28 protein-coding genes, 2 pseudogenes and 1 riboswitch are annotated in these 20,957 nt (G+C 65.7%); of the genes and pseudogenes, 12 read left to right on the top strand and 18 right to left on the bottom strand.

Translation table 11 applies throughout. The features are described 5' to 3' along the window. Positions 1–179 precede the first annotated feature (179 nt). The 5 genes and pseudogenes from dapD (at position 180) to Q9K01_RS03680 (ending at position 2,476) form a co-directional block, all read left to right on the top strand. Positions 180–1,016, top strand: coding sequence for a 2,3,4,5-tetrahydropyridine-2,6-dicarboxylate N-succinyltransferase (dapD, locus tag Q9K01_RS03700; RefSeq protein ID WP_305928846.1), 837 nt, complete (start codon positions 180–182; stop codon positions 1,014–1,016). Positions 1,017–1,040: 24 nt separating this feature from the next. Further along, positions 1,041–1,412 carry a hypothetical protein gene (locus Q9K01_RS03695; RefSeq protein WP_305928845.1) on the top strand — a complete coding sequence of 124 codons (372 nt, stop codon included), beginning with the start codon at positions 1,041–1,043 and terminating at the stop codon, positions 1,410–1,412. Positions 1,413–1,541: 129 nt separating this feature from the next. Continuing rightward, positions 1,542–1,772: a hypervirulence associated TUDOR domain-containing protein gene (locus Q9K01_RS03690; protein WP_305928844.1), complete on the top strand. Its 231-nt coding sequence runs from the start codon at positions 1,542–1,544 to the stop codon at positions 1,770–1,772. Beyond that, a pseudogene (locus tag Q9K01_RS15460) lies at positions 1,772–1,884 on the top strand (DUF3008 family protein); the annotation flags it as partial. The gene Q9K01_RS03690 and the pseudogene Q9K01_RS15460, both read left to right, overlap by 1 nt. Before the next feature lie 190 nt (positions 1,885–2,074). Continuing rightward, complete coding sequence (locus Q9K01_RS03680) at positions 2,075–2,476, top strand: DoxX family protein (protein ID WP_305928843.1); 402 nt, start codon at positions 2,075–2,077, stop codon at positions 2,474–2,476. A 5-nt stretch (positions 2,477–2,481) separates the two neighbouring features. Here Q9K01_RS03680 and Q9K01_RS03675 read toward each other — a convergent pair whose 3' ends face one another. Beyond that, complete coding sequence (locus tag Q9K01_RS03675; RefSeq protein WP_305928842.1) at positions 2,482–2,733, bottom strand: SWIB/MDM2 domain-containing protein; 252 nt, start codon at positions 2,731–2,733, stop codon at positions 2,482–2,484. An 83-nt stretch (positions 2,734–2,816) separates the two neighbouring features. Beyond that, positions 2,817–3,398 (bottom strand): YbhB/YbcL family Raf kinase inhibitor-like protein, encoded by a 582-nt coding sequence (locus tag Q9K01_RS03670; protein WP_305928841.1) that lies wholly within the window; start codon positions 3,396–3,398, stop codon positions 2,817–2,819. Positions 3,399–3,640: 242 nt separating this feature from the next. On the opposite strand from Q9K01_RS03670, the gene Q9K01_RS03665 reads away from it, so the two are divergent. After that, entirely contained in the window at positions 3,641–5,068 is a 1,428-nt protein-coding gene (locus Q9K01_RS03665) for a S41 family peptidase (protein ID WP_305928840.1), read from the top strand. Between the two features lie 9 nt (positions 5,069–5,077). On the opposite strand, the gene Q9K01_RS03660 is transcribed toward Q9K01_RS03665, so the two are convergent. Both Q9K01_RS03660 and Q9K01_RS03655 read right to left on the bottom strand, forming a co-directional pair. Beyond that, a complete protein-coding gene (locus Q9K01_RS03660) occupies positions 5,078–5,476 on the bottom strand; it encodes a response regulator (RefSeq protein WP_305928839.1) in 399 nt (132 codons plus the stop codon). A 9-nt stretch (positions 5,477–5,485) separates the two neighbouring features. Further along, positions 5,486–6,565, bottom strand: a complete 1,080-nt coding sequence (locus Q9K01_RS03655; protein WP_305928838.1) for a PAS domain-containing protein — start codon at positions 6,563–6,565, stop codon at positions 5,486–5,488. 149 nt (positions 6,566–6,714) lie between these two features. Here Q9K01_RS03655 and Q9K01_RS03650 point away from each other — a divergent pair, with 149 nt between their 5' ends. After that, entirely contained in the window at positions 6,715–7,053 is a 339-nt protein-coding gene (locus Q9K01_RS03650; RefSeq protein ID WP_305928837.1) for an Mpo1-like protein, read from the top strand. Here Q9K01_RS03650 and Q9K01_RS03645 read toward each other — a convergent pair. The 4 genes from Q9K01_RS03645 to Q9K01_RS03630 all read right to left on the bottom strand — a co-directional run bounded on the left by Q9K01_RS03645 (position 7,050) and on the right by Q9K01_RS03630 (position 9,422). After that, positions 7,050–7,493, bottom strand: coding sequence for a DUF3429 domain-containing protein (locus Q9K01_RS03645; RefSeq protein WP_422785282.1), 444 nt, complete (start codon positions 7,491–7,493; stop codon positions 7,050–7,052). The two genes, Q9K01_RS03650 and Q9K01_RS03645, sit on opposite strands and share 4 nt — an antisense overlap. A gap of 20 nt (positions 7,494–7,513) precedes the next feature. After that, positions 7,514–7,969 (bottom strand): COG3650 family protein, encoded by a 456-nt coding sequence (locus Q9K01_RS03640; RefSeq protein WP_305928835.1) that lies wholly within the window; start codon positions 7,967–7,969, stop codon positions 7,514–7,516. Positions 7,970–8,094: 125 nt separating this feature from the next. Beyond that, entirely contained in the window at positions 8,095–8,685 is a 591-nt protein-coding gene (locus tag Q9K01_RS03635; protein ID WP_305928834.1) for a fasciclin domain-containing protein, read from the bottom strand. 170 nt (positions 8,686–8,855) lie between these two features. Beyond that, positions 8,856–9,422, bottom strand: coding sequence for a hypothetical protein (locus Q9K01_RS03630; protein WP_305928833.1), 567 nt, complete (start codon positions 9,420–9,422; stop codon positions 8,856–8,858). Between the two features lie 145 nt (positions 9,423–9,567). On the opposite strand from Q9K01_RS03630, the gene Q9K01_RS03625 reads away from it, so the two are divergent. Next, positions 9,568–9,702, top strand: coding sequence for a hypothetical protein (locus Q9K01_RS03625; protein WP_305928832.1), 135 nt, complete (start codon positions 9,568–9,570; stop codon positions 9,700–9,702). Between the two features lie 42 nt (positions 9,703–9,744). Here Q9K01_RS03625 and Q9K01_RS03620 read toward each other — a convergent pair whose 3' ends face one another. Together Q9K01_RS03620 and Q9K01_RS03615 are read right to left on the bottom strand one after the other, a co-directional pair. Beyond that, the gene (locus Q9K01_RS03620) at positions 9,745–9,912 is read right to left on the bottom strand and encodes a hypothetical protein (protein WP_305928831.1); all 168 of its coding nucleotides are present in this window, start codon (positions 9,910–9,912) and stop codon (positions 9,745–9,747) included. A 190-nt stretch (positions 9,913–10,102) separates the two neighbouring features. Next, entirely contained in the window at positions 10,103–11,041 is a 939-nt protein-coding gene (locus Q9K01_RS03615) for a hypothetical protein (protein WP_305928830.1), read from the bottom strand. A gap of 136 nt (positions 11,042–11,177) precedes the next feature. Between Q9K01_RS03615 and Q9K01_RS03610 the strand changes: the two genes are divergently transcribed. Continuing rightward, positions 11,178–11,444 (top strand): DUF2061 domain-containing protein, encoded by a 267-nt coding sequence (locus Q9K01_RS03610; protein ID WP_305928829.1) that lies wholly within the window; start codon positions 11,178–11,180, stop codon positions 11,442–11,444. A gap of 4 nt (positions 11,445–11,448) precedes the next feature. Here Q9K01_RS03610 and Q9K01_RS03605 read toward each other — a convergent pair whose 3' ends face one another. The 3 genes from Q9K01_RS03605 to Q9K01_RS03595 form a co-directional block, all read right to left on the bottom strand. Further along, complete coding sequence (locus Q9K01_RS03605) at positions 11,449–11,883, bottom strand: DUF6491 family protein (protein ID WP_305928828.1); 435 nt, start codon at positions 11,881–11,883, stop codon at positions 11,449–11,451. A 171-nt stretch (positions 11,884–12,054) separates the two neighbouring features. After that, positions 12,055–12,882: a hypothetical protein gene (locus tag Q9K01_RS03600; RefSeq protein WP_305928827.1), complete on the bottom strand. Its 828-nt coding sequence runs from the start codon at positions 12,880–12,882 to the stop codon at positions 12,055–12,057. A 69-nt stretch (positions 12,883–12,951) separates the two neighbouring features. Then, entirely contained in the window at positions 12,952–13,575 is a 624-nt protein-coding gene (locus Q9K01_RS03595; protein ID WP_305928826.1) for a cation efflux transmembrane domain-containing protein, read from the bottom strand. A gap of 524 nt (positions 13,576–14,099) precedes the next feature. On the opposite strand from Q9K01_RS03595, the gene Q9K01_RS03590 reads away from it, so the two are divergent. Both Q9K01_RS03590 and Q9K01_RS03585 read left to right on the top strand, forming a co-directional pair. Continuing rightward, entirely contained in the window at positions 14,100–14,585 is a 486-nt protein-coding gene (locus Q9K01_RS03590; RefSeq protein WP_305928825.1) for a hypothetical protein, read from the top strand. Continuing rightward, complete coding sequence (locus Q9K01_RS03585; protein ID WP_305928824.1) at positions 14,575–15,297, top strand: hypothetical protein; 723 nt, start codon at positions 14,575–14,577, stop codon at positions 15,295–15,297. Before Q9K01_RS03590 ends, Q9K01_RS03585 begins: the two co-directional genes overlap by 11 nt. Positions 15,298–15,700: 403 nt before the next feature. Here the strand turns inward: Q9K01_RS03585 and Q9K01_RS03580 are convergent, their stop codons facing one another. From Q9K01_RS03580 to Q9K01_RS03565, 5 genes and pseudogenes are all read right to left on the bottom strand, one after another. Next, on the bottom strand, positions 15,701–15,847 hold the full coding sequence (locus Q9K01_RS03580) for a DUF6632 domain-containing protein (protein WP_305928823.1): 147 nt from the start codon (positions 15,845–15,847) through the stop codon (positions 15,701–15,703). 95 nt (positions 15,848–15,942) lie between these two features. Continuing rightward, a pseudogene (locus Q9K01_RS15455) lies at positions 15,943–16,041 on the bottom strand (DUF6632 domain-containing protein); the annotation flags it as partial. Between the two features lie 138 nt (positions 16,042–16,179). Continuing rightward, positions 16,180–16,605 (bottom strand): hypothetical protein, encoded by a 426-nt coding sequence (locus Q9K01_RS03575; protein WP_305928822.1) that lies wholly within the window; start codon positions 16,603–16,605, stop codon positions 16,180–16,182. A 58-nt stretch (positions 16,606–16,663) separates the two neighbouring features. Next, the gene (thiC, locus tag Q9K01_RS03570; protein WP_305928821.1) at positions 16,664–18,580 is read right to left on the bottom strand and encodes a phosphomethylpyrimidine synthase ThiC; all 1,917 of its coding nucleotides are present in this window, start codon (positions 18,578–18,580) and stop codon (positions 16,664–16,666) included. A 54-nt stretch (positions 18,581–18,634) separates the two neighbouring features. Then, positions 18,635–19,084, bottom strand: coding sequence for a hypothetical protein (locus Q9K01_RS03565; protein ID WP_305928820.1), 450 nt, complete (start codon positions 19,082–19,084; stop codon positions 18,635–18,637). Then, a riboswitch (TPP riboswitch) is annotated at positions 19,067–19,175 on the bottom strand. It overlaps the preceding gene by 18 nt. 233 nt (positions 19,176–19,408) lie before the next feature. Here Q9K01_RS03565 and Q9K01_RS03560 point away from each other — a divergent pair. Next, entirely contained in the window at positions 19,409–20,956 is a 1,548-nt protein-coding gene (locus Q9K01_RS03560; RefSeq protein WP_305928819.1) for an acyl-CoA carboxylase subunit beta, read from the top strand. Position 20,957: the final 1 nt, after the last annotated feature.

The following is a 20,957-nucleotide window of genomic DNA, read 5'->3' as shown; positions in this document are numbered from 1 at the left end:
TCGACATCTGCATACCCTTTCACATCGTACCTAGGCGCGAAGGCATGGCCGGTGGGTTAACGACGGCATAAGGCCTTGCCCCGGCGCGCAAGGCAAGGATGGCGGAGCGCGGCTTGCCCCTTGCTCCGCTGCCCCCTAACAGCACGCCCGACATTCCATCCATCAAGGACAGGCCCACCATGACCCAGCAACTCGCCGCCGCCATCGAACAGGCCTGGGAAGACCGCGCCGCGATCACTCCGCAGAGCAGCGCCGTGCGCGAACAGGTCGATGCTGCGCTGGCGCTGATCGACAGCGGCGAAGCGCGCGTGGCCCAGCCCGACGGACAGGGCGGCTGGCAGGTCAATCAATGGCTCAAGAAGGCCGTGCTGCTGTCCTTCCGCCTCAACGAGAACCGGGTTATGGCAGGCGGCTCGGCAGGCCATCCGGCCTATGACAAGGTGCCGAGCAAATTCGCCGGTTGGGACGATGCGCGCTTTGCCGCCGCCGGCTTCCGCGTGGTTCCCGGCGCGATCGCCCGGCAGGGCGCCTATATCGCGCCGGGATGCGTGCTGATGCCCAGTTTCGTCAATATCGGCGCCTATGTCGGCAAGGGGACCATGGTCGATACCTGGGCCTCGATCGGCTCCTGCGCGCAGATCGGCGAGAACTGCCATATCTCGGCCGGAGCGGGGATCGGCGGCGTGCTCGAGCCGATGCAGGCCAACCCCACGATCATCGGGGACAATTGCTTCATCGGAGCGCGTTCGGAGATCGTCGAGGGCGTGATCGTCGGCGAGGGTTCGGTGATCGCCATGGGGGTGTTCATCACCCAGTCGACCAAGATCGTCGATCGTGCGAGCGGCGCGATCACCCGCGGTGCGGTGCCGCCGTACTCGGTCGTGGTGCCCGGCACCCTCCCCGCTGCCCCCAAAGAGCATGAGGGCGGCCCTTCGCTGGCCTGCGCGGTGATCGTCAAGACGGTCGACGCCCAGACGCGCGAGAAGACCGCGATCAACGATCTGCTGCGCGATTGACGCCAGCGGCCAAAGGTAACATGAGTGATCCAGCCCGCGTTGGACGAAACCGACGCGCGCAAACGACGAAAGCAGGAGCGTATCCCGATGCACAATGATGGAAACGAAGTTCATGTCTCCGAGACCGAAGCCAGCGGCGGGTCGAAGGAAGGCGTGGTTCGTTGGGTGCTGGTGGTCAGCACTCTCGCGGCGGTCGTGCTGCTGTCGGCCATCTGGATCTTCGGCGCCGCGACGCAAGGCGATGTCGAGGAAGAAGCCACAGTCAGTGGGACGATCGAAGCCGCCACGGATGAAGACGAGGGCAACCAGACCGATTCCATCATCGGCGAAGACGTGACCGAGATGGAATCGCCCGGCGAAGAGCCCGAGACGCCGCTCGATACGATCGAAAACTGATCGCACCGCCCGCGTAACCCCCCGCCCGCGTAACCCGATGCCCGCTTGCCCCGAACAACGGGCTCGGGACTTTTCGGAACCTTGGACGCGCCGAAGCGATTGATCTTCTGCACCAAGCGGAGATCCGAGATGAGCAATTCCAACAGCTTTCAGACCGGGCAGCATGTCCGGTGGAACTGGGGCAGCGGAACCGCGACCGGGCAGATCGCGGAACGTTTCGAGCGCGACGTTACCCGTACCCTCAAGGGTAGCGAGATCACCAGGAATGGCGACAGCGACAACCCGGCGTATCTGATCAAACAGGACGATGGGGACGAGGTCCTCAAGCTTGGCAGCGAACTTCAAGCGGAGAACAGCTAATGCCAGCCAAATCCAAAGCACAGCAACGCGCCGCCGGCGCCGCCCTCTCCGCCAAGCGCGGCGACACCAAGGTCTCGGACCTGCAAGGGCATCCAAGCAGATGTATGATTCCATGTCGGAGGACGAGCTGGAGGATTATGCCTCGACCGATCTCGACGGACTCCCGGAACATGCCGACGACGACGATTGAATTGCGCAAGTGTCGGTAGCGCGCTCTTCGGCCCGATTTCCTCGCCCGACCTCGCAAGCATCGCTCTGGTGATTTTGCCAGCAGGCGAAGGCTGCCTACTCCATAGCCGAGGATGAACGCTCGACGGGCGCTTCGCGTGTTTCTGGCGGTCGGCTACGCAGCGGCCGGCATCTTGCACCTTGCCGCGCCGCAGCCGTTCCTGACGATCATGCCGGCCTGGGTGTGGCTGCCCGATGCGGTCGTGTTCTGGACCGGAATTGCTGAGCTATTCGGCGCAGCGGCTTTGGTGCAGCCTTGGTCGGCGAAGCTGCGTCGATTGGGCGCGATGGGCCTTGCGCTCTACGCCGTCATGGTCTTCCCCGCCAACATCAATCATTTCGCGCTCGACATGACGCGCGGCGACGGCGGGCTCGGCCTTGCCTATCACATCCCGCGGATGTTCGCGCAGCCGCTATTGGTGTGGCTGGCGCTGTGGACCGGCGGCGTCCTGGACTGGCCCTTCCGCCGCCGGTAGTGCGTTCAGCTCATGTGCTTCGAGACGGCGCCCGTCATCTTGAACATGGAAATCTGCTCCTTGCCGATCACGGCGCCGAGCTTGTCGTCGGGGTTGATCATGCGGCGATCCTTGGAATCCTGCAGATCGTTCGCCTTGATGTGCTCCCACACCTTCGAGGTCACCTGAGCGCGGGTCATCGGACCCTTGCCGACCACGTTCTCCAGCTCCGGCGACAGCGTCACGGGTTTCTGCAGGGCGTTGTTCTTACCAGCCATTGTAGTTCCTTTCTCGGTCAGTCTTGCTTGTATTCCCGGGCCGGCTCGCCGGTCTCCGGGTATTCTTCTCGAAGATCGCCTGCTCAAAGATCGTCAGCGACATCCCATTCCTCGATCTCATGCCCCTCGAACCGCCCGGTCAGCAGCGCGCAGGCCGTGACATGGCCGTCGATCTGCTTGATCATTTGATCGAGCGTCGCGCCGGGCATGGTGGTCAGCGGCAGATCGAGCGCGAACAGCTGAAAGACATAGCGGTGCTCGTCGCCGATCGGCGGATTGGGCAACAGCCATTCGGAATTGCCCAGCGCGTTCTTTCCGACGCGCGGCGGCGCCTCGCCCTCGAGCAGCTTGCCGCGTTGTGGTGCCAGCCCCCAGACCAGCCAGTGTAGATTGGGCTTGCCCTCGGGCCCGTCGACATCCTCGACGATCAGGACGAGTTCCTGCGAACCCGGGGGAGGCGCAGTCCATTCGAGCGGGGGGGCGACCGAGGCCTCCTCGCAGGCGGTGAAGCTGGGATCCAGTTCGCCGCCATGCTCGAATGCCGGGCTCTTGAGCGCAAACCCGGAGCGACCGAGCGTCTTCTCGGAGCCCACCCGGGCCATCACCAGATCGCCGGCGGGCTTGGGACCACCGACTGCGCTATCCAGCCACGCAGCGCCACTCATGCGAAATTCCTTCGATTCATCCGTTCCGTGTGGGCGTCCTCTTGCCACGAAACCATGCCCTGTGGGGGAATATGCACGGTTTTTACCCCGGAATCCTGCAATTCGGCCGTTGGGGCAGCGCGAACTTGCCTGATCCTCCGCTGTTTGGCACTAACGCTCGCTCTCGGGGAGTTGTTTCGGCAGCCTCGGGATGCCTTGGCCTCGTTACGGCATCTTGCCGCCCTATTCCCGGAGTCGCATCCATGACGATTGCTCGCACGCTTCTGTCCGCCACGCTTGCCGTCGCGCTCGCCGCCTGCGGTGGCGACGGCAGTTCGCCGACCGCACCGACGGCGGGCGGAGGCACGGGAAGCTCCGGCGGCGGCGGGACGGCCAGCGATCCGTGTTCGCTCGCCAATCGCCAGCAATTCGTCCGCGACGTGCTCGACGAATGGTATCTCTTTCCCGATCTGCTGGCCTCCAACGTCAATCCGGCCGCTTATACGGACCTGCAAAGCTATATCGATGCTCTGGTCGCGCCGGCTCGCGCGCAGAACAAGGATCGCTTCTTCACCTACATCACCTCGATCGAGGAGGAGAACGAGCTGATCAACAGCGGGTCGAACGCCGGCTTCGGCGTGCGACTGGGCTACGATACCGGCGCCAATCGCGTCTTCGTCCTGGAATCCTTCGAGAACGCGCCAGCCCTGCCCGTCGGGATCGATCGCGGCACCGAATTGCTCTCGATCGATGGAGCGACGGTGGCCAGCCTGATGGCCGCAGGTGGACCCGGCGCGGTCATCGATGCCCTCGGTCCTTCGAATCCCGGGGTGAGCCGGACGCTCGGCTTCCGCGACGTCGGCGGCGTGCAGCGCAGCGCGACCATCGCCAAGACCGAGTTCTCGCTCGATCCGATCTCCGACCGTTACGGTGTGCGAATCCTCGCCGATGGGACCGGACAGGTCGGCTATATCAATCTGCGCACCTTTATCGTCGAAGACGCCGGTCCGCAGCTACGCACCGCCTTTGCGCAATTCCGCAGCGCCGGGATCGACAAGGTCATCCTCGATCTGCGCTACAATGGCGGCGGGCTGGTTTCGGTCGCCGAACTGCTCGGCGATCTGATGGCCCGCGGGCGCGAGGGGCAGGTCTTCAGCAAGACCATCCTGCGCCCGTCCAAAGCGGCGGAGAACGAAACCGAACTGTTCCAGGCGCAGCCGGAGGCAATCGCGGCGACCAGGGTCGCGGTGATCGGCCGCGGTGGCACCGCCTCGGCAAGCGAGCTGGTGACCAATTCCTTCATCCCCTATCTCGGAACCGATCTGGCGCTGGTGGGGACCAACACATACGGCAAGCCGGTCGGGCAGTTCGCGTTCGATCGCTCGGCGTGCGACGACCGTCTGCGGGCGGTGGCCTTCAAGACCACCAATGCCGCCGATCAGGGCGAGTATTTCAGCGGCCTGGCTCCGGTGATGCCCAACACCTGCGCTGCCAACGACGGCATCTTCAACCAACTCGGCGATCCGGCCGAAGCCTCGATCAGCGTTGCGCTCGACTACCTCGCAGGTCGCAGTTGCACGGCGATTGCCGGCGGGCAGGACCGCGGCCTCCAGCGTGTCGGCGACCGCCGGGTGCTGCTCCAGCCCGAGCGTCCCAACGCGGCGCAGCGCGAGGTTCCGGGCCTGTTCTGACCGGATGCCCTAATGAGCGGCGAGCGGCGCACCGTGGTCGCCGCCGCTGCGCATCTCGACCAGTGCCGCGCCGATGACCTTGTCGGAGGGCGCGGGTTTGGGCACGAGCACGGCGCGCAATTCGCCGAGGCCTTCCTCGCTGCGATCGAGATCGCCCGAGTGGACGATGTAGGGGATGCCGCGTTGCTCGAGCCGGCGCGCGATCGGCAGGCAGTCGGTGCCGTGCAGCAAGGTGAAATCCAGGATCGCCAGATCGATCGCGGGGTTGCCCCCCTCGATCAGCGCCAGCGCCCGCTCCACCGAAGGCGCGCTGACATATTCGAAGCCGCGGTCCTCGGCCGCCATCTCGAGATCCATCAGGATCAGCGGTTCGTCGTCGACGAGCAAGATCGTAAGTGTGTCGCTCAAATCCCGGTCCTATCCCCCTAGCGGTATGGTAACAATCGCCTCGAAGCCGAGGGAGTTCCAGCGGCGCTCGATATTGCCCGATGCGGCGCGCAGGATCCGGTCGACGATGGCGCTGCCGGTGCCCAACTCGATGGAACCGGGATCGATCGGCGGCCCGCCGCTTTCGGACCACTCGATAATCAGCGTCTCGTCGGGACCGGGCGAATTCCAGTCCACGCGGACCGAGCCGGCATCGGTCACCCAGGCCCCGTATTTGGTCGCATTGGCGGCAAGTTCGTGCAGCACGAGGCCGACGATGGAAACCACCGAAAAGGGCACGCGGGCGCCATTGCCCGTCAGTTCGAGCGGGGCACCCTTGCGACCGTAGGGGTCGAGGATCGCATGGATCGCGTTGCCGATCTCGATCGTGCCGCTCGCCGCATCGTCCAGCGTGGTTTCATAGGCGCGGCCGAGCGCCTGGATCCGATCGTTGATTTCCGCCGCTTCGCGCTGGACGCCGCGCATCCGCCCCGTCACGTTTACGATGCCCGATATGACCGCGAACATGTTCTTCATCCGGTGCGACAACTCGCGCGCCATCATCCGGGCGTGCTGCTCCTCCGCCCGCGCCACCCGCAGATCGGTGACATCCCACTGGCTGCCGAAGAAATAGGCGAGCTTGCCGGTCTCGTCGTAGATCGGGCCCAGGTGGAGCGCGTTCCAGAAGGTGGAGCCATCCTTGCGGTAGTTGAGCAGTTCGACGATCACCACGTCCTCGTTGGCGATCGCCTCGCGCATGGCGGCGATCGGCGCCGGATCGGTCTTGGGCCCTTGCAGGAAGCGGCAGTTGCGACCGACCAGCTCGTCGTCCTCATATCCGGTCAGCTCCCGAAAGGCGCGATTGGCGAACACGATCGGATTGTCCTCGAGATGCGGATCGGTGAGGCAGATCGACATCCGGGTCTGCGCCATGGCCTGCTTGAACAGCATGCCGGGCGAACCCGGAAAGGCATCCGCGGCGTGCTCGACCCCGATGCGATCGCCGGGCTCGTCGAAGGCGGTGTAGGACTGCGCCGGGCGCGATGCCCTGGGGTCGGTGTGGTCTTTCACGGGATGAATCCTGTCCGGCGCTCGATAATCGGTTGGAAGCTTGCAGATAACATTTGTTTATCACGGTCGGGAAACCGAATTGTTCCCTCGGTTGATGGGTCCCGCGTTCGACGATTGACCGGCGCCGAGGTTCCCCTCATTGTCCGGCGATGGCCCGCCTCTATACTAGCTTCGCCGAATTCTGGCCCTATTACCTGCGCGAACATTCCCGGCCGCGGACGCGAATGCTGCACTACATCGGGACGACGCTCGTGGTGGCGCTCGCCATCGCGGCGCTGCTGAGCGGGCGGTGGCTGCTGCTCTTGGCGCTTCCGCTGGCGGGCTATTTCTTCGCCTGGATCGCGCATTTCACGGTCGAGAAGAACCGCCCCGCCACCTTCACCTATCCGCTGTGGAGCCTGGCGGCGGATTTCAAGATGTGGTGGTTGTGGCTGACCGGGCGGTTGCGGCCCGAACTCGATCGTGCGGGGGTGGCACGCCAAGACTAGGCCAGCGCGGCACCGATCGTCAGCGCGCCCAGCCCGACCGACAGCGGCAGCCGCAGGCCCATCCACCAGCGCGGCGCGAGCGCCCCGAGCCGCGCATCGACCGCCGGACTGATCAGCAGGCCCCCGCCCAGCGCGACCAGCGATGGTTCGATCGGCAGCGAACCCAGCAGCGGCGGGACCAGCCCGGCGAACACGATCAGGCTGGGCAGGACGGCTGCGATCCACACCCAGCCATGCGTGCGGCGACGCTGTGCGGCGGGTGCGCAGGCGGCGATGCCCCACCAGGTCCCACCCAGAAAGGCGAAGATCAGCCCCGCGTAGAGATAGGCGAGCAGCACGGCAGCTTCGTACCATTCCGGAGGTCCGACATAGAGCGCGGCGACCAGAGCGATCTGCGGCAGCAGGCCGGCAAGTCCCAGCCAGCGAGGGAGATCGGGCACCGCTCTCATCCCGCGCGCACTCAGGGCGCTTCGCTACCGGCGAAGGGCTGGCGATCGGTCCAGGCGCAGCCGAAGCGCGTCTCTTCGCCGATCTTCAGCGTCGCGACGAAGGGATAGGTCCGGTCGCTCATCCCGTCCGAGCATTCGCCCGGGGTCACGGTCATGTCGAACTCCGCCCCCTCGAGTTCGCCCGCCAGCGCCAGTCCGTTGTTGCCGGCGAAACGCTCGACCGAAATGGTGCGGCCGTCGATGTTCTCGGGGGTGCTGTAGGTCAGCGTCCCGCCCGCGCTTTCGCCGCCCCAGAAAGGTTCGGTACCGGTGAAGTGGATGGTCTCGTCGGCCGCGATCCCGTCGTAGCTCTGCACCTGCCCCTCGGCATCCGCGCCGCTCTGGCAGGCCCCGAGCAGCAGCGGCAGCGTCGCGAGAAGGAGCCCGCGCCGGAGTTTCGGGGCGAAAGAACGGCTATCTGTCGGCATGACGGTTCCTTGCATCTGGCTTTAATACCCCTCGCGAATGTCCCGGTGGCGCCTGAAACGCAAGAGGCGGGCCCTGTCTTGGCAGGACCCGCCCCCTAGCGGTTTATCACTTTGTCAGGCGGCCATTACGCCGGCATCAGAACCGTGTCGATCGCATGGACGACGCCGTTCGACGCGTCGACATCGGTCGCGGTCACGGTGGCGGTGTTGCCCGCTGCATCGGTCAGGATGACATTGCCGCCATCCATCGTCGCAGTGAGAGTGGCACCGTTGACGGTGGTGAGTTCGTAACCATCCGCACCGGCGGCTTCGATCGCCGCGGTGAGCGCGGCGGCGGAGGTCTCGCCTTCGACGACATGATAGGTGAGGATATTGGTCAGGTCTTCCCGACCGGCTTCGCTCATCAGTTCGTCGCGGGTCGCCTGCGGGATCTTCTCGAAGGCGGCGTTGGTCGGCGCGAACACGGTGTAGGGACCTTCGCCCGAAAGCGTGTCGCCGAGGTTGGCGGTGGTCACGGCCGAAACCAGGGTCGAGAAATCGGGATTGCTCTGCGCGACTTCGACGATGTTGCGGGTCTCGCCCATCATCGCATCGTCATTGACCGTCTGGTCGGCCAATGCGGCTTCGTCCATCGCGGTCGTGTCGGCGGGCTCTTCCGCGCAGGCGACGATGGCCAGCGAGGCGGCGGAAGCAAGGGCTATGGTGAACTTGTTCATGGAAATTTTTCCTTCTTTCGGAGGGTAGCGCGGCCTGCCGGATATGCGGCGTATAGCCCGCGCCCTCGGCCCATCTACGGCTCAAGACAGGGCCGGTTCCGAAAAAGGCGAAAATATGGCGACGAGCCAATTCCAACCTATATCAAGCTACGGAAAAGCGCCCACATTTCCTATGCACAGCCTTCGACCCAGGTCAGTTCGGGCAGCGCGCCGACGTGGATCAGGCTCACCTTCCGGTCGGTGTCGATCTCGAAATGGAGCCGCGGGTCGCTGCCCGGCTGGGTGAGATATTTGCCCGGCGCGGCGAGATATTTGTGCGGGCTCTCCACGAAGCCGGGAAAGGCGGCGCGCAACTCGGCCTCGCTCGATCCCGCGCCGATCCCTTCGGCCAGCTTCACCGGCGACTCCTCCGACACCGTGATCCGGCGCACCTCGCCGTCCACGGTCATGGCGTGAACCCCGGGATAGTCGGGGGACGAAACCGTGCGACAATCGGTGCCGGGGATCTGCGCGCCGCGCTCGGCGAAGCTGCTGCCTGCGGGAACCTGCCGGCCGATGCGGAGATCGCCAAGCCCGGCAGGGGTGAGCGTCCCTGCACCGGCTTCGACGGTCGCTGCCGGGCCCGCAGAGCCGGCGGCATCGCCCTCCACGGTTTCGACCACCGTCGTCTCCTGCGCATCGGGCGAGCAGGCTGCGGTAGCGAGAACGAGGGCGAGCGGGAGCGCGACGAGCTTCATCGAAGCTCAGCGATCCAAGCCGCAGCCGGTTCCCGCAGGCGATTGGGCGTGATGCACGTGACGCTTTCCTGTGGCGATTTTCTGCGACCGGGCGCTCAAAGCGGCGTAGAGCCCGCTTGGGCATCCCGCCCGATTGGAACGAGCCATGGCCAAGGGCCAACAGAAGAAGACCCGCGAGACGCGCAAGCCCAAGGCCGACAAGGGGCCCAAGCAGAACGCCTCCAATCCCAGCACCAAGCCGGGCGGGATCAAGGGGCTGGAGAACATGAGGAACGGCTGAGCCGCGCGGGCTGCCATCCGACGCTGCTTCCGCCCCGCCCGTTCAGCCCGGCTGCTTCTTCGCCTGCTTCGCCTTGTGAGCGGCGATATCCTCGTCGATCTGCGCGATGCGCCGGCGCTCCATCGAGTCGCGCGGCAGGCCCTTGAGCCGGCACGTCGCCCACAATGCCTTGCGCTCGGATTCCAGCGCCTTGAGATAGAGATCGGCCATGCCCGCTCCCTAGGCGGTCGCGCCGCCGCGCGATAGGGGCTGTTTCGCGCAGGTCGGCGGGTTCGGGCGACGGGAGGGGTCGGCGGGAGCGGGCGGCGCGGTCGGCGGGAGCAGATCATCCGGCAGCATGAGCCACAGAATCACGCCTGTAGGAAAATCGTTTCTGCCGCCACGGTTGCGCGCGCCCGTTCTATCCACCCGCCCCCGGTGCCATCGCATAGGTGATCCTGATCCGCACCCAGGCGCCGACCTGATACTCGCCGCCGACGCGCGGGGGGCGGACGAGGAACTGCCACGCGGCGGCCTTGGCGGCGGTGGCGATGTTCGACTGCGCGGGGCTTTCGCCCAGGATCGCGCAATCCTCCACCCGCCAGTCGGGCGCGGTGCGGCAGGCGATCAGCCCCCATCCCGGACCACGCGCGCCCGACAGATAACCCGCCAGTTCCTGCTGGCTGGGCTCGCGATACCAGCGCGCGGCGTAGAGCGGCGAGCCATCGGGGGCGGCGCCGACCACCTCGCTGTCCGCACCGCCGCCGCGGGGCCGATCGGCGGGGCCGTATTGCGCGCCCGGGCGGATGACCGCAGTGGCGCGCGAGGGCGCCGGGGAGGCTTCGGGCTGCGGCGGAGCGGGGGGCGCAGGCGGAACGAAGATCGGCCGCTCGCGGGGCAGCACGACCGACGGCGTTGGCGGAGTCGCGGTTTCGGGCGAAGGTTGCGGCTGGACCTGGGGGGTGGTCGGGGCAGGCTCCTGCGGCGTGGCCGGAGCGGCTTCGGCAGGCTCGATCTCGGGCGCAGGCTCCGTCTCGGGCTCGCTCATCGTGCGGGCATCGAAGGTGGCGATGGTGGAAGCCTCGGGCGCGCCGGCCCCGCTGCCGACCCCTAGGCTGAGCAGCGCCCACAGGATCAGCAGCTCGATCGCCAGCGCGGCGGCCACCGCGGCGGCGCGGCGGGGGAAGCCCTCGCGAAAACGCGGAAGCGGAAAACGCGGAAGCGCCAGCCGTCCGGCCGGCTGCTCGCGAGCGCTGTGATCGACGACCGGGATAGCGCTGTGTCCTGCCAGAGTGTCCGGGAAAGCCGCAGCCTGTACCGCCGCAGCGATGAATATCGCCTGTCGCCGCCGACCGCGCAAGCCCGGGCCGCACCCTTCGCCGCCGACCGCGCAAGCCCGGGCCGCACCCTCCGCCGCCCACCTTTATCGATCAACGCGATCAGTGTGGGCGCACTATTCGTCTGGAACGATTTCTCTTCTGTGGCATCGTGGAGACATGAACCGCAATCTCTCGAAAACTCTCAGCTTCCTCGCGCTGCACCTGCTGGTGGGCTTCAGCGTGGCCTATCTGTTCACCGGCTCGCTGGCGCTGGCGGGCGGCATCGCGCTGGTCGAGCCGCTGGTGAACGCGGTGGTGTTCTTCTTCCACGAACGCGCGTGGGAACGGACGGGGGAGCGTACGGGGGAGCGAAAGGGCCGCCCCGCCCTGCTCGACGTTCTGCTCCACCGCCACGGTGCCGAGGGGCGCTCGACTCCCGGCTGAGGTGTCAGGAGCGCGGTTCCACCACCTTGCCCAGCACCCGCGCGGTGCAGCGGTCGGTGATCCCGCCGACGCTCTGCGGCACCAGCACGGTGACCGTCTCTCCGCTGCACAGGTTGGTGCCGGAAAAACGCGTGTCGAGCGCGATCGACAGCGACCAGTCGAGATCGGGGCACGGGCCGAAAGTCTCGAGCAGGAAGCGATCGTTCACCCCGGTGCGGACGTAGAGCCGGTCTTCGCCGCCCGGCCCGTCGGGGGCTTCGGAATAGCCGTTGATCTGGCGGGTGAAGAAGCATTGCCGCTCCGACGACAGCACCGGGGACGACAGCACCGGGGTCGGCTCGGGCTCGGCGGCGGTCTGCGCGCAGCCGACGAGCGCGAGGCTGGCGGCAAGCGCGGCCGGCAGCGCGGCAGTGGCGGGATTTCGGGTCGGAGGTGTCATCGCGTTTCTCCATTGGCGATAGGGGACCAATGGGCGGGAGCGGTCCCGGTTCCGGGCGAGTTCCGGGCGAGCGCGCGGGGCCGAGACCGTTGCGAGACCATCGCCAGGGTGCCACAGGGTGACGCAGGGTGACAGCGCCGTCACCCTTACGAACGAGCCAAACCCTTGTATTTACGGATATTCCTCGTCGCAGGGTGACACATCGGGGGTAAGGGGGGTGCGGCGGCGCGGGTCCGCCCGTTCGCGCTCCCAGGCGCGCCACTCCTCCTGCCATCGCGCGTCGTCATCTTGGTCGGCTGGCCCACCCCCTTCCTCCCCGAGCGCCTCCCCGAGCGCCTCGCCCAGCGCCTCCTCCGCCGCCGCTTCCTCCGCCTCGTCCGCGCGGCGCGCGCGCTCGGTATCCCACGCCTCGAAACGCTCGGAGCCGTGTTCGACGCGCAGCAGCAGGGTGCGAAAGTCGTCGGGACTGTAGCGGCTGCCCGGCGCGTCGAACCCCAGCGCGGCGCGCGCGGGCGCGGGCATGGCGAGCAGCGCCAGCGTCAGCCGTTCGTCGTATTTGCGCGAGGTGCCCACCAGCTCGCCGCCCGCGTAATGCGGCACCTCGACCCCGGCGATCGCGCGCTCGAGCGCCGCGCGGTAGAGGCTGTGCGGCGCGGAGGCATAGGCCGCGTCCCATGCCATCGCGAAGGGTTGTTCGCGCAACCTCGTTCGAAGCTTGTAGGCCGACTGGCGCGACATGCCGACGCTGCGCGCGGCCTCGGCCACCGAATGCGTCTCTGCCAGCGCGGCGAGGAAGGCGGTCTGGCGCGCCCTGGTCCAGCGCGGCCCGCGGCTGCCCCTGGCGGCGCGGCGGCGGTTGACGCCGGGCAAGGCCGCCTGCGCCGCGGCGAGCACGGGGAGCGAGAGCCCGGCGGCGAGCGCGGCAGGCGTGGTGGGGGCGGGAGCGGGCGCTGGACGCGCGGCAACCCGGGGCGGAGTCTGGGGCGGTGTCCGTTTCATCGCACAGGATAAGCCACAGACGGGGGTCTGTAGGAAAGGTGTTTTGCGGGGTCCCGACCGGCCCGAGGCTCAGGCGGCGCGCAATTGCGGCGCGGCCTCGCGCATGACCCGGAACGCCGAGCGCAGGAACACCAGCGCCATCAGCGAGCCGATCACGATGTCGGGCCAGGGCGAGGCCAGCCACCAGACCAGCACGGCGGCGAGGATCACGCCGGTGTTGTTGATCAGGTCGTTGCGCGAACATTCCCAGGTGCTCGCCATGTTGACGTCCTGATGGCGGAAGCGGGTGAGCAGCCGGAAGCAGACCAGATTGGCGACCAGCGCCAGCGCACCGAACCCCAGCATCAGCGTCGAGGACGGCGGCACCCCGCTCTGGATCTTGAGCGCGACATTGACCGCGATCCCGATGCCCAGCGCCAGGATCACCACCCCCTTGAGCATCGCCGCCCCCGCCTTCCAGCGGTCGGAGCGCGCGAGCGCATAGAGGCTGACCGCATAGACCAGCGCATCGCCAAGCATGTCGGAGGCATCCGCCATCAGCGCGGCCGACCCGGCGATCACCCCCGCCCCGAATTCGAGCACGAACATCACCGCGTTGATCGCCAGCACGATGACGAGCACGCGCCGCTGGTCGGCCTGGCGGGCGAGCGTTTCGAGCGTGGCGGATTTGGCGGAGCAGCAGTCGGCGGACATGGCGGCTATGTGGCGAACGGGTGCGGTGGGGGCAAGGGTTCGTCAGGGCTCGGGCCATCATTTGTGCGCCTCGCCCCCCGCGCGCGACGTGGTGAAGAAGGATGCGCTGCGCAAGGCGGGGATCGGCTATCACGAGGTGGTCGCGGGGCATACGACGCCGGGTGAGCTTCGGGCGTTGGTGCACAGGTTAGCTTTGGCAATTTAACGCCCTAGAACCAGCCCCGAATTCCAAACGAACAAACCATAAACGAGACTAGTGACTGCATGCGCCCACCCTTCTAATCTCATGGCATGAATTCCGACAACGATTTTATCGGTGTATTTCAAGCTGTTACGTCATCCAAATTGATAGGCGCTACCATTCTATACGAAATGGACTCGAATTGCAGTGGCATTGCCTGCCTCGCTTATGCTGGATTCCCTGTCGCTGGGAGGCATCTTTTTCCACTCCTGCGATAGGGCGAGGCACTTGCCATCGCATTAATCTTCACCTACATAGCGAATCAACTACAGGGAGATTCACTATGCATTTCAAAATCTCTGTCGGCCAAGTCGCCTTAGAGTATGATGGTGACGAAGCCTTTTTTAGCAAAGATGTCGCGGCGTTCGTAGAAGGCTTTTTGGAAAAGGTGGGCGGTGTGACTTTTGCCTCACCTCATTCTTTTGAAGGGAGCGGAGCGAACGCTGTAAGTCAACGAAATTCGAGCGGACAGAGGCATTCCACCAATACGGTCGCTAAGCTTTTGGACGTAAAGACGGGACCCGATTTGATTCTTGCCGCCGTTGCCAAGAAGATTCTCGTGGACGGTGACGCGACTGTTTCGCGTCAAGCGATAATATCAGAAATGAGGGGAGCCACATCATATTACAAAAAGACTTATACCAGCAATCTCAGTAACTATCTGGATAATCTGACTAAAGCGGATAGTCTGAGACTAATCTCAGAAGGCGTTTATGGACTTCCAGCAAAAATGCGGGACTCTCTTGAGCCCAAGCTAAATGAGCAGTGATTTTCTCAAGGATTGGCTACACCGAAATGAGCTAAGTCAAGCGGACAAGCTACTAATCCTGCTTAGCACCTTTGAGGGGCCAGTGCCATTGAAGGAGATTGTATCTCGGGGCGAGGCGGCGGGTGTAAAGCGCAAGTCTTGGGCCAATGCATCGGCCTCACTGTCCCGCTTGAGGGGATTAGCGATACACACTGGAGCGGGTTGGGAAATAACTAGTTCCGGGCGTCAAAAACTAACAAACGATGGGATTATTGAGGGCAACCAAGGAACAATCAATCTTGCATCGGATTTGAGGCGACATGTTTCGCTGGTCACAGATGACGAGGTTCGGGAGTATTTGAACGAGACTGTGAGATGCTACGAACTGGGGTTATTGCGTAGCGCCGTGGTCATGGCCTGGATTGCAGCCGTATATGTCATGCAATTGAATATACTGAATAACCATCTCACCGCTTTCAACGCTGAGGCAGCAAGAGTGGATAGCCGCTGGAAACCGGCCAAATCAACAGATGATCTAGGAAAGATGAAGGAATCTGATTTTCTAGACAGAACGGCAGCGATCGGCCTCGTAGGAAAAAATGTTAAATCCGCACTTAAAGAATGTTTGGATCGACGCAATGCTTGCGGTCATCCCAACAGTTATAAAATAGGACCTAATATTGTTGCAGCGCACATCGAAACGTTAGTGCTCAACGTATTTTCGAGATTCTAGGGACCTTCAAATTGGACCACGCGGTGTGTGGCAGAACGGTGGGCAGTGCCGGGCCCCAAACCTAACGGACTTCCCCTTTCATTCGGGGGTTGGCCCACCGTTCGATAACTCATTGCGTTAGCTTCGAAGTAAACGCAACGTTTTCCACCGTCGCAGATGAACCTGCCGCACGTTCAATCATGCTCTCAAGCGTCGGCACTCACGTAGGGTTCTAATCCTTTTTCGAGGAATTTCTCGCGCATTTACGCCATGCTGGTCTCAGCCTCTTCGGTCGCAACGATCGCCCCCGCGTTCGGATTCTGCTTCGCGGCCGGTTAATTGGGTAGATTATATCAACGGCTTCGCGGTTTTGCTCGGCCTTTGCCCAGAGCACAAGACACAGTCTGGGCACCTTCACCCCCCTTCAAACCACCCTCGCCACACCCCCCGCCGCCTCGCGCTGCGCCTTCGGCAGCAGCACCGCGAAGGCCAGCGCCACCAGCAGCAGCGCGGGGACATCGCCGAAGAGGTGGCCGCGGTGCATCGGGTCGGCGAGCGACTGGAGCGCCATGATCGCGGCGTGGACCGCGCTCGACGGTTGCTCGACGCTGGGGCGAACCGGATCAGCGAGACATGCGCGAGCGGGTCGCGCGCGGCGGCGATCAGGAACGCGCCCAGCGTGGCATAGACCCCGACGATCATCATGAAATATTGCGAGGCCGAGGGCGCGCCCGCGTGCCACGCCCAGCCCGCGGGCCAGACCAGGGCGAGCGGCCAGACGAGTCAGAACACCAGCCCGAAGGCGACGAGCAGAATTTGCAGCAGGCGGTATCCGGACATGGCAGGCGTCCTCTTTCATGGAGGCGCGGCCCGCGAACCGTGTCTGCCCTTTCGCGCGCGCGGTCAATCCTGGCCTTGTCGCTCGCCCTTGCCCCGCTCCGCGCCGCCACCCGCCAGCCGCCGGTGTTCGTCCACGCTGCGGCGCATTTCGCTCGCCTGGAGGTGCAGCGCCTTGCCGCTCAGCCGGATCTCGCGGCTTTGCTGGAAGAAGCCGAGCACCAGCCACAGGAAGGCAAGCGGGCTCGACACCCCGCCGAGGAAATCGCCCAGCTCGTTGAGCCTCAGGTCGGCGGGGTTCTGGCCCTGGACGAACAGGTAGAGCGTCACCCCCGCGACATAGAGCGCCGAGAGGACCAGCCCGACCAGCGGCAGGCGCCGCCGCTCGCGCCGGTCGTCGAGGATCGCGCCGGTCCCGGTGCCCGCATCGGTGTCAGTCTCGGTCGCGGTCTCGTTGGTGGCGGCATCGGTGGCGGCTTCGGTGGCGGCCATGGGCGCTCCCCTGTTCCAGTAGCAGTCGGCCCCGGTCGCGGCCGGTCCGGTCGCCAGCCTATGTCGCCGGGCCGACCCCGTCCACCTCGTCTTCGGGCAGGTACAGCCGCTCGCCCTTCTCCTTGTAGCGGCGCGACATCTCTTCCATCCCCTCTTCCGCATTCGCGCGCGCTTCGGGCGGGGTCTCGCTGCGGATGTTCTCGGCGGCGAGATAGCTGTCCGAATTCTGCCTGGCGGCGAAATCGCGGACTTCCTGGCTGATCTTCATGCTGCAGAACTTGGGTCCGCACATCGAGCAGAAATGCGCGGTCTTGGCGCCTTCTGCGGGGAGGGTCTGGTCGTGATATTGCTCCGCCGTGTCGGGATCGAGGCTGAGATTGAACTGGTCGCGCCAGCGGAATTCGAAGCGCGCCTTGCTCAGCGCATCGTCGCGGACCTGCGCGGCGGGGTGGCCCTTGGCGAGATCGGCGGCGTGGGCGGCGAGCTTGTAGGTGACGACGCCGACTTTCACATCGTCGCGGTCGGGCAGGCCGAGGTGCTCTTTCGGCGTGACGTAGCAGAGCATCGCGGTGCCGTACCAGCCGATCTGCGCCGCGCCGATGCCGCTGGTGATGTGATCGTAGCCGGGCGCGATATCGGTGACGAGGGGGCCGAGGGTGTAGAAGGGCGCTTCGCCGCAGGCCTCCAATTGCTTGGTCATGTTCTCCTTGATCTTGTGCATCGGCACATGGCCGGGGCCCTCGATCATCACCTGCACGTCCTGCGCCCAGGCGCGCTTGGTCAGCTCTCCCAGCGTGTAGAGTTCGGCGAACTGCGCTTCGTCATTGGCGTCGTAGATCGAGCCGGGGCGCAGGCCGTCGCCGAGCGAATAGGCGATGTCGTAGGCCTTGCAGATCTCGGTGATCTCGTCGAACCGCTCGTAGAGGAAGCTCTCCTTGTGGTGCGACAGGCACCATTTCGCCATGATCGAGCCGCCGCGGCTGACGATCCCGGTCATCCGCTTGGCCGCCATCGGCACATAGGGCAGTCGGACGCCGGCGTGGATGGTGAAATAGTCGACGCCCTGCTCGGCCTGCTCGATCAGCGTGTCGCGGTAGATCTCCCAGGTGAGATCCTCGGCCACCCCGCCGACCTTTTCGAGCGCCTGATAGATCGGCACGGTGCCGATCGGCACGGGGGAGTTGCGGATGATCCATTCGCGGGTGTCGTGGATGTTGCGCCCGGTGGAGAGGTCCATGACGGTGTCGGCACCCCAGCGGATCGACCAGACCATCTTGTCGACTTCGTTGGCGACGTCGGAGGCAACCGCCGAGTTGCCGATATTGGCGTTGATCTTGACGAGGAAATTGCGCCCGATCGCCATCGGCTCGCATTCGGGGTGGTTGACGTTGCTGGGGATGATCGCGCGGCCCCTCGCCACTTCGTCGCGGACGAATTCGGGGGTAACGTAATCGGGGATCTGGGCGCCCCAGTCCTGCCCGTCTCGGACATATTCGGCGAGCCGGGCGCGGCCCAGGTTCTCGCGCTCGGCGACATATTCCATTTCCGGCGTGATGATGCCGCGGCGCGCGTAGTGCATCTGGCTGATGTTGCCGCCGGATTTGGCGCGCAAGGGGCGGCGCAGCGCGGCTGGGAACGGCGGGACGCCGCCCGAGCGGTCGGGGCCGAGCTGGCCGTTGTCTTCCGGCTTCACCTCGCGCGGCGCGTATTCCTCGACGTCGCCGCGCGCGAGCTGCCAGTCGCGGCGCAGCGCGGGCAGGCCCGCCTGGATGTCGATGCTGGCGGCGGGATCGGTGTAGGGACCCGAGGTGTCGTAGACGCGTACCGGCGCCTCGCCGCCTGCGAGGTCGATCTCGCGCATCGCCACGCCCAGCTTGCCGACATGGACCTTGCGGCTGCCGCGGATCGGGCCGGTGGTGACGGTCACCGGCTCTCCGGTGGGGGAAATCTCGTGCGGGGAATTGATGTCGGCCATGGGGCTCGTGTCCTTCGCTGAAACGCGTGAATTGTCGAAAATGGGGATGAAAAATCAGAAGCGGATGATGGCCGCGGCGATCAGGCCGAGCCCGAGGAGAAGCGAGAGCAGCGCCCACAGGCGGGGGGCGGCGGTCATCAGCCTGCGGGCAAGTCCCATCACCCAGTCGCCCAATGCGAGAATGAGCGCGCCCTCGAGTACCATCCAGCCGCCGATCACCTTGATCAGCACCACCATCCAGCCCGCCGTGTCCCAGGATCCGACCAGATAGAGCGCGCCGCCCACCACCATGCAGATCAGCCCGGTGAGGAAGCGCGCGGCGGGGCTGCGCGCGAGATCGTCGACCATGCTCGCCCAGAAGCCGGGAACGCGCAGCTCTCCGACGCCGGCGGCGGCGGCGTAGAGGCCCATCACCATCACGATCCATGCGCTGGTTTCGAAATCGCTCGCCAAGTCGCTCTCCTCGTCGGTCGACGAGAGCGGGCGCGCTTCGCTGCGACCCACTCCCTCCGCCGGTATCAGCCGGTTCAGGTTCGACGGGTCGGGCAGCGTGACCTGCCCCTCTCAGCCAGCACTGGCTCCCCGGGGATGGGTCTTCCTAGCCGATTGTCGCGAGCGGCGAAAGGGCGAGAACGGGAAGACGGAAGAGGAGGAAGGACGTCATCCCAGCGAAAGCCGGGATCTGCTTCGGGTCGAGGACTAGGCGGAGAGCGATCCCAGCCTTCGCTGGGATGACGTCTTTTATCGCAATGGTCCGGCGAAATCCGATTCTTTGCGCTGGCCTCTCCTGCTCCGACGCGGCATTCCTGCAGGCGAGAGGAGCGAGGCTTGAGCTGGGCGAGGGAACTGGAAGAACTGCGCCGCCGGGAGGCGCTGGCGGAGCAAATGGGCGGGACCGACAAGCTGGCGCGCCAGCATGCGCGCGGCAAGCTGGATGCCCGCGCGCGGCTGGCGGCGCTGGTCGATCCCGGCTCCTTCCGCGAAATCGGCAAGATCGCGGGCAAGGCGAGCTATGACGAGGACGGCGAACTCGCCGGCGTGCTGCCCGCGCCCTTCCTGTTCGGCAAGGCAGAGATAAACGGCCGGCCGGTGGTCGCCACCGCCGACGATTTCACCATCCGCGGCGGCGCGGCCGATGCCGGGATCAGCCGCAAGATGGTCCAGGCGGAGAAGATGGCGAACGAGCTGCGGCTGCCGCTGGTGCGGATGATCGACGGCACCGGCGGGGGCGGATCGGTCAAGACGCTCGAGCAGATCGGCGCGACCTATATTCCCGCGGTGCCCGGCTGGGGCGATGTGGTGACCAATCTCGAAACCGTGCCCGTGGTGGCGCTGGCGCTGGGGCCGACCGCGGGGCTTGGCGCGGCGCGGGTGGTGGCGAGCCATTATTCGATCATGGTCCGGGGCCTGTCGCAGATTTTCGCCGCCGGACCCGCTGTGGTCGATGGACTGGGTGAAGGCTACAGAGGCTCGCAGGACCACGCGCAGGCCAAGGAGGAGCTCGGCGGCAGCGCGATTCACACCCGCAACGGGGTGGTGGACGACGAGGTCGAAAGCGAGGCCGAAGCCTTCGCCCGCGCGCGCCATTTCCTCTCCTTCATGCCCGAGCACGTCGGCCAGCTGGCGCGGCGCGGTGCCTGCGACGATCCCGTCAATCGCCGCGAGGAGGCGTTGCTGAGCCTGGTCCCGCGCGAGGACAAGCAGGTCTATTCGATGCGCCGCTGTCTCGACATGGTGGCCGACAAGGGCACATTGTTCGAGATCGGCCGGATGTGGGGCCGCGCGGCGATCACCGCGCTGGCGCGGCTCGACGGCTGGCCGGTGGCGGTGCTCGCCAGCGATCCGTCCTTCCTCGGCGGCTCGTGGGACGCCAAGACCAGCGAGAAGGTCGAACGCTTCGTGGCGCTGGCCGACCGCTTCCGCCTGCCGATCGTCCATCTGGTGGACAATCCCGGCTTCATGATCGGGCGCGAGGCGGAAATGGCGGGGACGATCCGCTACGGCGTGCAGGCGATGAACGCCGTCTATCGCGCCCGTGTGCCGCTGGCCTCGGTAGTGCTGCGCCGCGCCTATGGCATCGCCGGCAGCGCGATGAGCAATGCCGAGCGGTTCCAGTACCGCTATTGCTGGCCGAGCGGCGACTGGGGCTCGCTGCCGATCGCGGGCGGGGTCGAGGTGGCCTACAAATCCGAGCTCGAGGCGGCGGCGGACCCGGCGGCGGAACTGGCGGCGATCCGCGAGAGGCTGGACCAGGTCGCCAGCCCGTTCCGCAGCGCCGAGCGCTTCAACGTCGAGGACATCATCGACCCGCGCGACACCCGCCCGCTGCTGTGCGAATTCGCCGGGCTGGCGTGGCGGCGGCTGGCGGGGGAGTAGC

The organism is Qipengyuania benthica, assembly GCF_030717865.1.
Classification (GTDB): Bacteria; Pseudomonadota; Alphaproteobacteria; order Sphingomonadales; family Sphingomonadaceae; genus Qipengyuania; species Qipengyuania benthica.
The sequence above is the reverse complement of the archived record's forward strand: the minus strand, read 5'-3'. Positions and strand labels throughout refer to the sequence as shown.

What these genes read in the sequence shown, in the direction of transcription:
- dapD (WP_305928846.1), top strand. Translation starts at nt 180, where the DNA reads ATGACCCAGCAACTCGCCGCCGCCATCGAACAGGCCTGGGAAGACCGC.
- Q9K01_RS03690 (WP_305928844.1), top strand. Translation starts at nt 1,542, where the DNA reads ATGAGCAATTCCAACAGCTTTCAGACCGGGCAGCATGTCCGGTGGAAC.
- Q9K01_RS03680 (WP_305928843.1), top strand. Translation starts at nt 2,075, where the DNA reads ATGAACGCTCGACGGGCGCTTCGCGTGTTTCTGGCGGTCGGCTACGCA.
- Q9K01_RS03675 (WP_305928842.1), bottom strand. Translation starts at nt 2,733, where the DNA reads ATGGCTGGTAAGAACAACGCCCTGCAGAAACCCGTGACGCTGTCGCCG.
- Q9K01_RS03670 (WP_305928841.1), bottom strand. Translation starts at nt 3,398, where the DNA reads ATGAGTGGCGCTGCGTGGCTGGATAGCGCAGTCGGTGGTCCCAAGCCC.
- Q9K01_RS03665 (WP_305928840.1), top strand. Translation starts at nt 3,641, where the DNA reads ATGACGATTGCTCGCACGCTTCTGTCCGCCACGCTTGCCGTCGCGCTC.
- Q9K01_RS03650 (WP_305928837.1), top strand. Translation starts at nt 6,715, where the DNA reads ATGGCCCGCCTCTATACTAGCTTCGCCGAATTCTGGCCCTATTACCTG.
- Q9K01_RS03640 (WP_305928835.1), bottom strand. Translation starts at nt 7,969, where the DNA reads ATGCCGACAGATAGCCGTTCTTTCGCCCCGAAACTCCGGCGCGGGCTC.
- Q9K01_RS03635 (WP_305928834.1), bottom strand. Translation starts at nt 8,685, where the DNA reads ATGAACAAGTTCACCATAGCCCTTGCTTCCGCCGCCTCGCTGGCCATC.
- Q9K01_RS03630 (WP_305928833.1), bottom strand. Translation starts at nt 9,422, where the DNA reads ATGAAGCTCGTCGCGCTCCCGCTCGCCCTCGTTCTCGCTACCGCAGCC.
- Q9K01_RS03625 (WP_305928832.1), top strand. Translation starts at nt 9,568, where the DNA reads ATGGCCAAGGGCCAACAGAAGAAGACCCGCGAGACGCGCAAGCCCAAG.
- Q9K01_RS03620 (WP_305928831.1), bottom strand. Translation starts at nt 9,912, where the DNA reads ATGGCCGATCTCTATCTCAAGGCGCTGGAATCCGAGCGCAAGGCATTG.
- Q9K01_RS03610 (WP_305928829.1), top strand. Translation starts at nt 11,178, where the DNA reads ATGAACCGCAATCTCTCGAAAACTCTCAGCTTCCTCGCGCTGCACCTG.
- Q9K01_RS03605 (WP_305928828.1), bottom strand. Translation starts at nt 11,883, where the DNA reads ATGACACCTCCGACCCGAAATCCCGCCACTGCCGCGCTGCCGGCCGCG.
- Q9K01_RS03600 (WP_305928827.1), bottom strand. Translation starts at nt 12,882, where the DNA reads ATGAAACGGACACCGCCCCAGACTCCGCCCCGGGTTGCCGCGCGTCCA.
- Q9K01_RS03595 (WP_305928826.1), bottom strand. Translation starts at nt 13,575, where the DNA reads ATGTCCGCCGACTGCTGCTCCGCCAAATCCGCCACGCTCGAAACGCTC.
- Q9K01_RS03590 (WP_305928825.1), top strand. Translation starts at nt 14,100, where the DNA reads ATGCATTTCAAAATCTCTGTCGGCCAAGTCGCCTTAGAGTATGATGGT.
- Q9K01_RS03585 (WP_305928824.1), top strand. Translation starts at nt 14,575, where the DNA reads ATGAGCAGTGATTTTCTCAAGGATTGGCTACACCGAAATGAGCTAAGT.
- Q9K01_RS03580 (WP_305928823.1), bottom strand. Translation starts at nt 15,847, where the DNA reads ATGGCGCTCCAGTCGCTCGCCGACCCGATGCACCGCGGCCACCTCTTC.
- Q9K01_RS03575 (WP_305928822.1), bottom strand. Translation starts at nt 16,605, where the DNA reads ATGGCCGCCACCGAAGCCGCCACCGATGCCGCCACCAACGAGACCGCG.
- thiC (WP_305928821.1), bottom strand. Translation starts at nt 18,580, where the DNA reads ATGGCCGACATCAATTCCCCGCACGAGATTTCCCCCACCGGAGAGCCG.